The sequence below is a fragment of the Marinobacter sp. CH_CUG1437-1 genome, assembly GCF_037029655.1.
GTDB classification, from domain to species: domain Bacteria; phylum Pseudomonadota; class Gammaproteobacteria; order Pseudomonadales; family Oleiphilaceae; genus Marinobacter; species Marinobacter salsuginis.
The window spans coordinates 536387-549178 of sequence record NZ_JAYMEW010000003.1 but is presented as its reverse complement, the minus strand read 5'-3'; the positions used below and the strand labels follow the sequence as shown (position 1 = coordinate 549178).

The following is a 12792-nucleotide window of genomic DNA, read 5'->3' as shown; positions in this document are numbered from 1 at the left end:
CCGGGCCGCTCAGCCCTGGCGCTCGGCCCATTCAGCCGGAGTAAAGGCTTTCGGATGAAGTGCGTGAATCGAACCATCCATGATTTGCTGGAACAGCGCCTTGTTGATCAGCTGCTGGCGTTTGATGGTCGGCAGGCCTTCGAAGACATCACCCACCACGACGACCAGATAATGGGTACCATCAACCTGTACCTGAACTTCGCAGCCGGGCAATGCTTCCTTGACCAGCTCGGTGACTTGGGTGGCATCCATAGAAAATCCTCGGGTGTTTTGAAATCAGGGGCGAGATTGTAACCAATTCCGGCGCTCGGGTCAGCTTTACCGTCTTGTAAACAGAGGGCCCGAGACCGGAAAATTCAGTGGGGTGCCTGGGAAGTTTCCGGGCGAAAACCCGTAAGCTGGTCATCCAGGTTGCTCAGGGCCGCCAGAGAAGCCAGTCGACTACTCACACCCCGGAATGACAGGGTAATACCGGTTTGATGCGCCAGGCGCTGCCAGCAGAGCAGCATAGAGAGCACCACACTGTGGGCGGTGACCAGACCATCGAGGTCGACAACCAGATCCCCGGATACCGAGCGGATCAGTTTCTCGCCCTCTTTCCGCAGTCTTACCACCGTGTCCGGAGTAACCTCTCCAGACACAATCAGCGCTTCATCGGAAAGCTGAACCCGAGGCACACCTGCCGTCATGAGTTGTCCACTTCCCGCTCCAGGTTCAGCGATTCAACGGCATCGCTCCAGCCGTCAATCACCACCTGAATCTGGCCGCGGTTTTCCTCCATTTCCTGGCTGAACCGATCCCTGAAGGCCAGACCGATGTTCACGCCCTCAACAATCACGTTTTCCATCAACCATTTGCCTTCGGAGTTCTTGTACATCGAGTAGGTCACCGGGTAACGGTTTCCGGATGCGCTGATAACCTCCATCTGAACGGAGGCGCGGTCGTCACTCTGAGGGTTGATGGTCGCTTCTTTGACCTGGATCTCGAAATCTTCGGCATTGACCAGCGCCTGCGCGTAGCTGTCAAACAGGCTGCGCTTGAACTTGACCACGAATTCGTCCCGCTGCTCGGGCGTGGTCTGCCGGGCGTAACGCCCCATCACTCGCGCAGCAATGCGACGGAAGTCCACGAAATCCGTCAACGCCTTGTCCATGCTCTCGTAGAATGCTTCCGGATCTCGCTCGTACAGCCCGCGCTCTTCATTGAGCTTTTCAACGAGCCGCTGGGTGTTTTCATCCACATAGTTCCGGAGATCCTCCGCTTCACCAGCGTGAGCCGGCATAACGAGAACCAGAGCCATCAGAAGGCCAAGCAGAATGTGGTGTTTCAGTGCAAACATCAGGATCTCCTGTTAAATCTTCCCGGCCCGAGTCAGCGGCCCGATGCAAAGTTGCTGATCAATCGCTCCAGGTTCATGGCCGACTGCGTTGAATAGAAGGTATCGCCTTCCTTCAGCGAATCCATCTCGGCCCCGATCGATATATCAATGTACTGTTCACCGAGCAGGCCGGATGTACGTATAACTGCGGAACTGTCAGAAGGGATATTGTCGACGTCCGAGTGAATCGACATTTCCACCCGCGCCTGAAATGTCTCTTTGTTCAGGCTAATGGATTCAATGGTGCCCACGGTCACCCCTGCCATGGAAACTCGCCCACGTGGCGTAAGCCCGCCGGTATCGTTGAAATTGGCGTAGATCGTGTAGGTGCTGTCGGCCGACTTCGGCGACAGCCCGCTCACCTGCAATGCGAGGAAAAGCAGCGCCGCGCAGCCTGCGATCATGAACAGTCCAACGATGATTTCAGTGGTTCTCTGTGCCATTTCCGGCTCCGGTATTCTCTCGTTAATCGATGATTCAGAAATTGCCAAACATCACAGCGGTCAGCACAAAATCCAGCCCCAGCACGGCCAGCGAGGAGTACACCACGGTTTTGGTGGTCGCCGAACTGATACCTGCCGAGGTCGGCACGCAGTCATAACCCTGATAAACCGCGATCCAGGCGCAGACAAAGCCGAAAACAACGCTTTTAATGACGCCGTTCAGGACGTCATCAACAAAATCCACCGACGACTGCATGTTGCCCCAGAAGGAGCCTTCAAACACGCCTAGCCAGTCTACACCCACCAGCATTCCGCCCCAGATACCGACCACCGAGAAAATCACGGCAAGCACAGGCATGGCGATAAACCCGGCCCAGAGCCGGGGCGCAATAACCCGCCGCAGCGGGTCCACGCCCATCATCTCCATGCTGGATAGTTGCTCGGTGGCTTTCATCAGACCGATCTCAGCTGTCAGCGCCGAACCCGCCCGGCCCGCAAACAACAGCGCAGTCACAACAGGCCCGAGTTCACGCACCAGAGTCAGGGCTATCATCTGACCGATGGCTGCCTCAGAGCCATAATCGCTCAGGATCGTATACCCCTGCAGCCCCAGCACCATGCCGATAAACAGGCCGGACACCACAATGATGGCCAGGGACAGAACACCAACAGCGTAAAGCTGTTTCAGCAGGAGCGGGAAACCGGTGGCCGGCCTCGGCACCCCGCCCAGAACGCCCGCCAGGAAACGACCGGATCGGCCGAATGAGGAGACAATATCAAGACCGAGACGACCGAACGCCGCTATTCTGTCGATCAAGAGGCACCCCCGGACAACCCGAAGTCCTGAGCGTCGCCATCCGCGGGGTAATGGAACGGCACGGGGCCGTCCGGCTGCCCCTGAAGGAACTGCTGCACCTGCCCGGAGGGATGGGCCCGCAACTCTTCCGGCGTGCCTTCACCGATCACCTTGCCGTCCGAGATGATGCAGGCGTAATGACAGATGCTCAGGGACTCAGGCACGTCGTGGGAGACCAGCACGCTGGTCAGCCCCATGGAACCGTTCAGATCACGGATCAGCTTGACCAGAACGCCCATGGCAATCGGGTCCTGGCCCGCAAATGGCTCGTCGTACATGATCAGCTCCGGATCGAGGGCAATGCTTCGGGCCAGAGCCACGCGGCGGGTCATGCCTCCGGACAATTCCGAGGGCATCAACTGGCGGGCACCACGCAACCCAACGGCTTCCAGCTTCATCAGGACGATGTCGCGAATCATGTCTTCCGGAAGTTTTGTATGAACCCGGAGCGGGAAGGCGACGTTCTCGAACACGCTCAGATCCGTAAACAGTGCCCCGCTCTGGAACAGCATGCCCATCTTTTCGCGGAGGCTGTAGAGGGCCCTACGTTTGAGCTTCGGGACCTCATGACCATCCACCACAATACTGCCGGAGTCCGGCTTGAGCTGACCACCAATGAGGCGCAACAGTGTGGTTTTACCGGTTCCGCTGGGCCCCATGATCGCGGTAATCTTTCCGCGCGGAATGTCCAGGCTGACACCGTCGAAGATACGGCGCCCAGAGCGGGAGAACACGACATCCTTGAGCGATATGTAAGCCGGAGAATTCATAGTCCTTACCTTTCAAAGAGGGGCTACATTATGCCAAGGAGCGTTCAAGCTCAATCCAAACAGCCCAAAATGTACTGATAGCAATGATCAGTTTGACTGAACTTTCGGTAAGCGGGCATTGTTGCCGGGTGAAAATGGTATACTCTGCCCAACGTTTTCAATGTCCCGACAGCCAGGCCCCAAGCCCGATGACCGAACCGACACCCAATGATTTCCGATCCTCTGCCATCCGCGCCATCCGCATCGAGCGCGACGCCATTGATGCCCTTGAGAACCGGATCGACGACCAGTTCACCCGGGCCTGCGAAGTCATCATGAACTGCAAGGGCCGCGTGGTGGTGACCGGCATGGGAAAATCCGGCCACATCGGCAACAAGATTGCGGCCACCCTGGCAAGTACCGGCACGCCCTCTTTTTTCGTGCATCCCGGCGAGGCAAGCCACGGTGACATGGGCATGATCACCCCTCAGGATGTGGTGATTGCGATCTCCAACAGTGGCAGCACCAGCGAGGTGGTCACCATTCTGCCGCTGATCAAACGCATGGGTGCCCCCCTGATCAGCATGACAGGCAATGCCAGCTCCATCCTGGCCCGGGAAGCCATTGCCAACCTGGACGTCAGCGTGATGGTGGAAGCCTGCCCCCTGGGCCTTGCCCCCACCTCCTCGACAACGGCCACCCTGGTCATGGGCGACGCTCTTGCAGTTGCCCTGCTCGAAGCTCGCGGCTTCAGTGCCGAGGATTTTGCCTTCTCGCACCCCGGCGGCAGCTTGGGGCGCCGGCTTCTGCTCCGGGTATCCGACATCATGCACACAGGTGACCAGATTCCGGTCGTCAACGAGAGCACACTTCTCAGTGGCGCACTCCTTGAAATCTCCCGCAAGGGGCTTGGCATGACCACCGTCGTCAATCAGGACGGCACCCTCACCGGAATATTTACGGACGGTGACCTGCGCCGGACCCTGGATCGGTCAGTGGATATTCATAATACCCCCATCAGCGAGGTGATGACCCGGAATGGCAAAACCATTCAGGCCGATCATCTTGCGGCGGAAGCGCTCAATATCATGGAGGAAATGAAGATCAACGCCCTGCCGGTGACGGACGACGCAGGTGCTCTGGTTGGCGCCATCAACATGCATGACCTGCTGCGGGCCGGCGTAATATAAGGGCTATGGGGAGCTATGTGATATGACGCACCAATGGCCGGACGCCCTGCTTACAAAAGCTGCCAGAATCCGACTGATTGCCCTCGATGTCGACGGCATTATGAGCGATGGCAAGCTTTACTTCAGCGCCAACGGCGATGAACTGAAGGCATTCAACATCCTCGACGGTCTGGGGTTGAAACAGCTGATGGCGGCCGGCATTACCGTCGCCGTTATTACCGGCCGGCAGTCGCCGCTGACTGAGAAACGGATGCGGGATCTTGGCATACCTCACCTGATGCAGGGGCGCGAAGACAAGAAAGTGGCCCTGCAGGAGCTGGTGAGCACCATGGACATTGGTCCGGAAGCCACCGCCTATATGGGCGACGATTTGCCGGATCTGCCGGCGCTCAGATTCGCCGGGCTCGGCATCACCGTACCCAACGGTTACTGGCTGGTGCAGCAACATGCCGACTACTGCACCCACGCTCGGGGCGGCGAGGGTGCGGTGCGGGAAGCCTGCGATCTGCTGCTTACCGCCCACGGCAAGCTTGATTCTACACTGGCACCCTACCTGGAGCCTGAGGCGTGAACTGGCTTCCGGACCGGCCCTGGCTGCGAACCCTGGCGCTGGCTGGCACCGTGGTGGCAGCCGTCTTTTTGCTCTGGCAAAGCGATGAGCCGCCGGTCATCAATGATGAGGCAGCGGCGCTGAGGGGCGATGCCGAGCCGGACGGCTTCGTGGTGAATGGTCGGTACACTTCCTTCGACGAATCAGGGAACCTGAAGATCCGGTTCTCCAGCCCTCGCATCGAACAGTTCGAAGAAGGCAACCTGGCTACCATGGACTCTCCCCGTGCCGAACTCTATGGCGGCAACGGCGCCCTACCCTGGATTGTTGAAGCCGAGAATGGCAGCCTGCTACAGAACCAGAATCTGGTGTACCTGACGGACAATGTCCGGATTCAGCGCACGATTGGAGAACGGGACGCCACCCTGACAACATCAACCCTGACCCTGGATAACGACCGGGGCATGGTATATACAGATGCACCCGTAGAAATACGCGACGTTACCGGTATTACCCGGGCCACGGGCATGAAAGCGTGGATAGACGAGCGGATTCTGGAACTGAACTCCCAGGTGGAAGGACGCTATGAAACCGGAAACTAACCGATACCGGCGCCTGCTGGTTGCCCTGCTGACAGCCGCGATGATCGGCCCGGCGGCCGCTTTCGACCTTGATTCCGACACCCCCATCAAGGTTACCGCAGACAATGCACGCCTCGACGACAGTCAGGGCATTGCCACCTACACCGGGGATGTAGAACTTGAGCAGGGCAAAACTCGGCTGAACGCGGACCGGGTGGTCCTCTATCGCTCCGAGGACGGGCTGAGCCGGATCGAAGCCTCCGGCACGCCGGCCAGATACCGGCAACCGGCGCGAGAGGGCGAAGGCGAAACCGACGCCCGCGCCCTGAACATTTCCTGGTCAGCCACCGACAGTCGGCTGACCTTTGAACGCGAAGCAGTCATCGAGCAGAATGGCAACCTGTTCCGCGGCGACGTCATTCATTATGATACCGCCGGCCGGGTAGTGACCGCTGAAGGCGGCGCCGACACGGGCGAAGGCAGCGGCCGGGTAGAGATGGTGATTCAGCCACGCAGCGCCGACAGACGCACTGACAGACAGGAAACCGATGGCAGTTCTGAGAGCCAGTAACCTGGCAAAGAGTTACAAGCAGAAAAAAGTGGTGATCGACGTTTCCCTGGAAATTCGCAGTGGGGAGATAGTGGGACTGCTTGGCCCCAACGGCGCCGGGAAAACCACCTGCTTCTACATGATCGTCGGGCTGGTCCCTGCCGATCGTGGCCGTATCACCATCGACAGCCGGGATATTACGCCACTGCCGATGCACGGACGCGCCCAGCAAGGCATCGGTTACCTGCCCCAGGAAGCCTCGGTGTTCCGCAAGTTGTCGGTACGCGACAACATCATGGCGATCCTCGAAACCCGTCGGGGGCTGGGCAAAGCGGATCGAGAGAAAAAGCTCGAGGAGTTGTTGGAAGAATTCCACATAACCCATATCCGGGACAGCGTTGGCATGGCCCTGTCGGGAGGGGAACGACGACGGGTGGAAATTGCCCGGGCGCTGGCCATGGAACCGGCCTTCATACTTCTGGATGAACCCTTCGCCGGTGTCGACCCGATATCCGTAAGCGACATCAAGCACATCATCCGGCATCTGCGTGACAAGGGTATTGGCGTTCTGATTACCGATCACAACGTGCGAGAGACCCTGGACATCTGCGAGAACGCCTACATTGTCTCCGGAGGCCACATCATCGCCTCCGGCAATGCCGATGCGATTTTGGCCAACCAGCAAGTCAAGGAAGTCTACCTGGGCGATGAATTCAGGCTGTGACACCGAAAGGCTCATTGTTTTGATGACCTGTAGCAAGTAAACTCGGCAAAGAACTTGCTAGGGTAAAATAAAACGACGGCAAGTAACCGGCATATATAGAATTTTTCACGACTTATGACACAAAGCGCTGATGAGTGACGGATCCTGAACCATGGTTATGAAAGCCTCCTTACAGTTAAAGCTGGGTCAGAGCCTGACCATGACGCCCCAGCTGCAACAGGCGATCCGGCTTCTCCAGCTCTCCACCCTCGACCTCCAACAGGAAATCCAGCAGGCACTGGAATCCAACCCCATGCTGGAGACATCCGAGGACGATGATCAGGCTGACGCAACCGCCGAGAACGACGAGCGCGAGACCAGCGAGAAAGAATCCGCGGCCGAGTCAGCGCCGGAACCTTCGAGCGACTGGGACGAATCAGAGAATGGCCCGGATTGGTCCTCCGAAAACGACATTCCGGACAACATTCCGGACGACCTGCCGGTAGACACCGCCTGGGACGACATCTACCAGTCCGCGCCCGCGCCGGCCGCCCGCAACGACGACGAGAACGATCACGATTTCGAGACCCGCAACTCGCCCACCGAGACACTTCAGGATCACCTGGAATGGCAGCTCAATCTGACCCCGCTGAGTGAACGGGACCAGGCCATTGCCCATGCCCTGATGGACGCTGTGGATGAGCGCGGCTATCTCACCAGTCCTCTGGAAGAAATCCACGCCGGACTGCTGGATGAAAACGAGGAAGACCCTCTTGAACTGGATGAAGTGGAAGCTGTCTTGCACCGTCTCCAGCATTTTGATCCGCCAGGGGTGTTTGCCCGGGATCTTCAGGAATGCCTGCTGATCCAGCTCAACCAGTTACCGCCGGAGACGCCCTGGCTGGCCCAGGCGCGACTGGTGATTACCCACTACATCAATCTGTTGGGCAACCGTGACTACGCCCAGTTGCTGCGGCGCAGCCGTCTGAAAGAAGACCAGTTGCGAGAGGTTCTGGCTCTGATCACAGGGCTCAACCCGCGGCCGGGCGACGTGATTGATCGCGCCGAACCCGACTATGTCATTCCGGACGTTATCGTTCGCAAGCATAATGGCCGCTGGCGTGTTGAGCTGAATCCGGAAATTGCCCCGCGCATTCGGGTGAATGCCAGCTATGCTTCACTTATAAGGCGTGCGGACAGCAGTGCCGACAACACCTACCTGCGTGATCAGTTGCAGGAGGCCAAGTGGTTTATCAAGAGCCTGCAGAGCCGCAATGAAACCCTGTTGAAAGTGGCGACCCGTATTGTCGAACACCAGCAGGGATTCCTGGATCACGGCGAGGAAGCTATGAAGCCGCTGATTCTTTCAGACATCGCCCAGGCGGTAGAAATGCATGAATCGACGATTTCACGGGTAACCACCCAGAAATACATGCATACCCCAAGGGGCATTTTCGAGTTGAAATATTTCTTCTCCAGCCACGTCAGCACTGACGAGGGCGGCGAATGCTCCTCCACGGCCATCCGGGCGATGATCAAGAAGCTCATTGCTGCGGAAACGCCCAAAAAGCCGTTGAGCGACAGTAAAATTGCAGCCATGCTAGGGGAACAGGGAATCAAGGTTGCGCGACGCACCGTTGCCAAGTACCGGGAGGCCATGCACATTCCGCCGTCCAACGAGCGCAAGCGGCTGGTCTGAATACCCCGGTGCGGGACGCAACACCGTATTCGCCGGCGCACAATGCGCCAGCACCCAGACCGGCTCCCGGGAGCCGGCACGATGACAACAGGAGACGCCTATGCAACTCAATATTTCAGGCCATCACGTAGAACTGACTCCCGCACTGAAAGATTACGTTTCAGAGAAGTTCGAAAAGCTCGAGCGTCACTTCGACCACATCAGTAACTGCCAGGTGACCCTGGAAGTGGAAAAGGTGCGCCAGATTGCGGAAGCCACGTTGCACGTAGTTGGTGGTGAGATTCACGCAAAGGCAGAAAACGAGGACATGTACGCAGCCATCGATGCCCTGATCGATAAACTGGACCGCCAGATCCTCAAGCACAAGGAAAAGAATGTAGACCGGATGCACGGAAACGGCTCTCGCTAACTGGCTGTTTTCATGCAAGTCATCTAATCGAGCTGCGACATGAACAACGTGTCGCAGCCTTTTTTTTAACGGAAACGCAGTCGATCCATGAGCGACACATCCCTGACCATAGACACTATTCTTGTTCCGGAGCTCACCCTCTGCAGGGTACCTGCGTCCAGCAAGAAACGGGCCCTGGAGTTTATTGCCGAGCAAATAAACCACCAGGACAACACGCTCAGCGAGACCCAGCTCTTCAACAACCTCATTTCCCGTGAGCGCCTGGGCAGTACCGGCATTGGCCAGGGGATCGCCATTCCCCACTGTCGCCTGGAGGGCCTTGATCACGTGGTGGGCGTTCTGATGACGCTCGAAGAAAGCGTTGAGTTCGACGCCATCGACAATCAGCCGGTGGATCTGATTTTTGCCCTGATCGTCCCGAAAGAGGCAACCAGCGAACACCTGGAGCTGCTCAGCCAACTGGCGGAGAAGTTCAATGAGCGGTCGTTCTGTGATCGCCTCCGGCAATGTGAGGACGCCGGCACGCTGTACCAGCGCATGACCGCCTCAGGCGGCTGATTTTCATTGCAGTGGAGGTGATTTGGTCATGAAGCTGATTATCGTCAGTGGCAGGTCCGGTTCGGGTAAAAGTACCGCGCTTCATGTGCTGGAGGACCTCGGGTTCTACTGCATCGACAATCTTCCCATTGGCTTGCTCTTTCCTCTCACCCGGGAAGCAGCGAGCCAGACCAAGCCCGGCCGGCTCGGCAAGATGGCGGTCAGCATTGATGCGCGCAACCTTTCCGGCGAGCTCGCCAATTTCGAGGAAATTTACCGGCGCCTCCAGGAGACCGGGGTTACCGTTGAAATTATCTTCCTTGATGCCGACGAGCAGTCACTTCTCCAGCGTTTCCACGCTACCCGCAGAAAACACCCGCTGAGTGACGACAAGACCTCCCTCAGGGAAGCCATTACCAGCGAGAAGAAACTGCTTGAACCACTGTCCAAGCTTTCCGACCTGTATGTGAACACCACCGGTATGTCGATGTACGAACTTCGGGATATGGTGAAGCAGCGAGTCGTGGGCCGGAAGGATCAGGAGCTGGCACTGCTGTTCCAGTCGTTTGGCTTCAAGCACGGAGTACCACTGGATTCCGACTATGTTTTCGATGTTCGCTGTTTGCCCAACCCTTACTGGGATACCAGTCTGCGGAAGTACGTGGGCACGGATCAGCCGGTTATCGAATTTCTGGAAAAGGAACCGGCGAGCCGGAAGATGATCGAAGACCTGAAGGCCTTCCTGGATACCTGGCTGCCCTCCTTCGCAGACAGCAATCGCAGCTATATGACGATTTCCATTGGCTGTACCGGCGGCCAGCACCGTTCAGTGTATGTTTGCGAGCAATTGGGCGACTACTTCCGGCAGCGTTACAGCAATGTGCAGGTACGCCATACCGAACTGCCACACCTTCAGACCCGGGAAGAGATCTGATCGAACCATGATTCGCCGCCCGATTACCATTATCAACAAGCTGGGTTTGCACGCGCGCGCCACGGCCAAACTCGTTAACACGGCATCCAGATTCGACAGCAGTGTGCGGATCAGTGGCAAGGGCCGGGATGTGGACGCAAAAAACATCATGCAGGTGATGATGCTGGCCGCCAGCAAAGGGACCGATGTGGAGCTTATTGCCGATGGTCCGGATGAAGAGCAGGCCATAGAAGCCCTGGCCGAACTGATCAACGATTATTTCGGCGAAGGTGAGTAAAATAAACACATGACCGATATTCTGGAAAAAAGCCAGGCCCGCCAGCGCCTTCGCTCACTGAGCGAGGCCCTGGACAGTGGCGCACTGAAACAGGTTGCCCGCATCCTGAACGGTGGCCTGAGCCCCAGTGATATTGCCCATTTGCTCGAATCCTCTCCGCCCCGCCAGCGTGCCCTGCTCTGGAACCTGGTAGACAAAGAGCTGGAGGGCGAGGTTCTCCAGTATCTCAGCGATGATATCCGGGGTTACTTCCTGAGCCAGTTGAACGCCCAGGAACTGGCCGACATCATCGAGGATTTCGAATCCGACGACCTGGCGGACCTGCTGCAGCAGCTGCCGGATACGGTTATCCAGGAAGTCCTGGAGACCATGGACGAGCAGGACCGGCAACGGGTAGAGGAAGTGCTCTCCTACCCGGAGGACACCGCCGGCGGCTTGATGAATACGGACACTATCACGGTGCGTCCGGACATCAGTATTGACGTTGTACTCCGCTACCTGCGCCGACACCGCAACCTTCCCCCCATGACCGACAGTCTGATCGTGGTGAGCCGGCGGGATGATTTCATTGGCATGCTGCCGATTACCAAGATGCTGGTATCCAACCCCGCCTCCACCGTGCGGGAAGTGATGGATACCGACATCGAGCCGATTCCCGTAAGCCTCTCCGACACCAAGGTAGCGACATTGTTTGAACGCTACGATCTTATCTCGGCGCCGGTGGTGAACGAGGAAGGCCGGCTTCTGGGCCGCATCACCATCGACGACGTGGTAGACGTTATCCGGGAGGATGCTGACCACTCCCTGATGAGCATGGCCGGTCTGGACGAGGACGAGGACACCTTCGCGCCGGTGTGGAAGACATCGCGCCGCCGCGCCGTCTGGCTGGGAATCAACCTGATCACCGCCCTGATTGCATCGGCGGTGATCGGTTTATTCGAGGAAACCATCGCCAAGGTAGTCGCTCTGGCGGTGCTGATGCCTATCGTCGCGAGCATGGGCGGCATTGCCGGCAGCCAGACCCTCACCCTCGTCATCCGAGGGATGGCGGTCGGGCAGATCAGCGGTGCCAATGTAAAATGGTTGCTGAACCGAGAATTCCTGTCGGGCATCCTGAATGGAATGCTGTGGGCCGCCGTTGTTGCCGGCGCCGCCATGCTCTGGTTCCAGGATTTGCTGATAGGAGCCATTATCGCTGCCGCGCTGGTGATCAATCTGGTTGCAGCTGCCCTCGTCGGCACGGTTCTGCCACTGTTTCTCAAATCCCGCAACATCGACCCGGCCCTGGCAGGCAGCGTGATTCTCACGACCGTTACGGACGTGGTCGGTTTTATGGCGTTTCTCGGCCTTGCGACGATTTTCTATGCTTAAACGGATGTCGGATTTATGAAAGATCACCAAGACAACGACGCGCCAGAATACGACGGTCCCAGCAAATCCCAGTTGAAACGGGAGATGCATGCCCTGCAGGATCTTGGCAAGCGGATGCTCGATCTGAGCAATGATCAGCTGGAAACGCTGCCAATCAGCGATACACTTCGTGCCGCCATCGAAGAATCCCGGCGCATCCGCCAGAACGAGGCGAAACGGCGGCATCTGCAATACATCGGCAAGGTGATTCGCCAAGAAGATGATCCCGAGGCCCTGGCAAAAGCCATTGATGCCTTCGACGCCGGTAGCGAAGAGCACACCCGCCGGCATCACCTGGCGGAGCGCTGGCGGGATCGAATGATTGCGGAAGGAGACTCGGTTGTTGGGGAATTTTTCAGCTATTGCCCCAGCGCCGACATGCAGCATCTGCGCAACCTTGCCCGCAACGCCCGCAAGGATGTAGAGAAGCAAAAGAACACCGGCCAGGCCCGAAAACTCTTCCGGTACCTTCGGGAATGCATCGACGACGCTGAGGCGATGTGAACCTGTGAAGTCAGGGGCAGAT

18 protein-coding genes are annotated in these 12792 nt (G+C 57.9%); 12 read left to right on the top strand and 6 right to left on the bottom strand.

Going from position 1 to position 12792, the window contains the following annotated elements; translation table 11 throughout:
- Positions 1–9: 9 nt before the first annotated feature.
- The 6 genes from WA411_RS11345 to WA411_RS11320 all read right to left on the bottom strand — a co-directional run bounded on the left by WA411_RS11345 (position 10) and on the right by WA411_RS11320 (position 3447).
- Positions 10–252: a BolA family protein gene (locus tag WA411_RS11345; protein ID WP_064228698.1), complete on the bottom strand. Its 243-nt coding sequence runs from the start codon at positions 250–252 to the stop codon at positions 10–12.
- Between the two features lie 104 nt (positions 253–356).
- Positions 357–689: an STAS domain-containing protein gene (locus WA411_RS11340; protein ID WP_291905977.1), complete on the bottom strand. Its 333-nt coding sequence runs from the start codon at positions 687–689 to the stop codon at positions 357–359.
- A complete protein-coding gene (locus WA411_RS11335) occupies positions 686–1339 on the bottom strand; it encodes an MlaC/ttg2D family ABC transporter substrate-binding protein (protein ID WP_069183081.1) in 654 nt (217 codons plus the stop codon). The genes WA411_RS11340 and WA411_RS11335 overlap by 4 nt, the downstream gene beginning before the upstream one ends.
- A gap of 32 nt (positions 1340–1371) precedes the next feature.
- On the bottom strand, positions 1372–1821 hold the full coding sequence (mlaD, locus tag WA411_RS11330) for an outer membrane lipid asymmetry maintenance protein MlaD (protein WP_069183080.1): 450 nt from the start codon (positions 1819–1821) through the stop codon (positions 1372–1374).
- A gap of 34 nt (positions 1822–1855) precedes the next feature.
- Positions 1856–2638: a lipid asymmetry maintenance ABC transporter permease subunit MlaE gene (gene mlaE, locus WA411_RS11325; RefSeq protein ID WP_291905978.1), complete on the bottom strand. Its 783-nt coding sequence runs from the start codon at positions 2636–2638 to the stop codon at positions 1856–1858.
- On the bottom strand, positions 2635–3447 hold the full coding sequence (locus tag WA411_RS11320; protein ID WP_291905979.1) for an ABC transporter ATP-binding protein: 813 nt from the start codon (positions 3445–3447) through the stop codon (positions 2635–2637). The genes mlaE and WA411_RS11320 overlap by 4 nt, the downstream gene beginning before the upstream one ends.
- A gap of 188 nt (positions 3448–3635) precedes the next feature.
- Here WA411_RS11320 and WA411_RS11315 point away from each other — a divergent pair, with 188 nt between their 5' ends.
- From WA411_RS11315 to yjgA, 12 genes are all read left to right on the top strand, one after another.
- Complete coding sequence (locus WA411_RS11315; RefSeq protein WP_291905980.1) at positions 3636–4616, top strand: KpsF/GutQ family sugar-phosphate isomerase; 981 nt, start codon at positions 3636–3638, stop codon at positions 4614–4616.
- A 22-nt stretch (positions 4617–4638) separates the two neighbouring features.
- A complete protein-coding gene (locus WA411_RS11310) occupies positions 4639–5187 on the top strand; it encodes a KdsC family phosphatase (protein ID WP_291905981.1) in 549 nt (182 codons plus the stop codon).
- Positions 5184–5768: an LPS export ABC transporter periplasmic protein LptC gene (gene lptC / locus WA411_RS11305; protein ID WP_291905982.1), complete on the top strand. Its 585-nt coding sequence runs from the start codon at positions 5184–5186 to the stop codon at positions 5766–5768. The genes WA411_RS11310 and lptC overlap by 4 nt, the downstream gene beginning before the upstream one ends.
- Complete coding sequence (lptA, locus tag WA411_RS11300; RefSeq protein ID WP_209396722.1) at positions 5752–6318, top strand: lipopolysaccharide transport periplasmic protein LptA; 567 nt, start codon at positions 5752–5754, stop codon at positions 6316–6318. Before lptC ends, lptA begins: the two co-directional genes overlap by 17 nt.
- On the top strand, positions 6296–7021 hold the full coding sequence (lptB, locus tag WA411_RS11295) for an LPS export ABC transporter ATP-binding protein (protein WP_069183073.1): 726 nt from the start codon (positions 6296–6298) through the stop codon (positions 7019–7021). The genes lptA and lptB overlap by 23 nt, the downstream gene beginning before the upstream one ends.
- A 157-nt stretch (positions 7022–7178) precedes the next feature.
- Positions 7179–8699, top strand: a complete 1521-nt coding sequence (locus WA411_RS11290; RefSeq protein ID WP_136630269.1) for an RNA polymerase factor sigma-54 — start codon at positions 7179–7181, stop codon at positions 8697–8699.
- Positions 8700–8799: 100 nt separating this feature from the next.
- The gene (gene hpf / locus WA411_RS11285; protein WP_008170154.1) at positions 8800–9108 is read left to right on the top strand and encodes a ribosome hibernation promoting factor; all 309 of its coding nucleotides are present in this window, start codon (positions 8800–8802) and stop codon (positions 9106–9108) included.
- A gap of 87 nt (positions 9109–9195) precedes the next feature.
- Positions 9196–9666 (top strand): PTS IIA-like nitrogen regulatory protein PtsN, encoded by a 471-nt coding sequence (gene ptsN, locus WA411_RS11280; RefSeq protein ID WP_069183072.1) that lies wholly within the window; start codon positions 9196–9198, stop codon positions 9664–9666.
- Positions 9667–9694: 28 nt separating this feature from the next.
- Complete coding sequence (gene rapZ / locus WA411_RS11275; protein WP_209396719.1) at positions 9695–10579, top strand: RNase adapter RapZ; 885 nt, start codon at positions 9695–9697, stop codon at positions 10577–10579.
- Positions 10580–10586: 7 nt separating this feature from the next.
- A complete protein-coding gene (locus WA411_RS11270; protein ID WP_069183070.1) occupies positions 10587–10856 on the top strand; it encodes an HPr family phosphocarrier protein in 270 nt (89 codons plus the stop codon).
- A 9-nt stretch (positions 10857–10865) separates the two neighbouring features.
- Complete coding sequence (gene mgtE / locus WA411_RS11265; protein ID WP_069183069.1) at positions 10866–12227, top strand: magnesium transporter; 1362 nt, start codon at positions 10866–10868, stop codon at positions 12225–12227.
- A 15-nt stretch (positions 12228–12242) separates the two neighbouring features.
- Positions 12243–12770, top strand: coding sequence for a ribosome biogenesis factor YjgA (gene yjgA / locus WA411_RS11260; RefSeq protein WP_062781911.1), 528 nt, complete (start codon positions 12243–12245; stop codon positions 12768–12770).
- Positions 12771–12792: the final 22 nt, after the last annotated feature.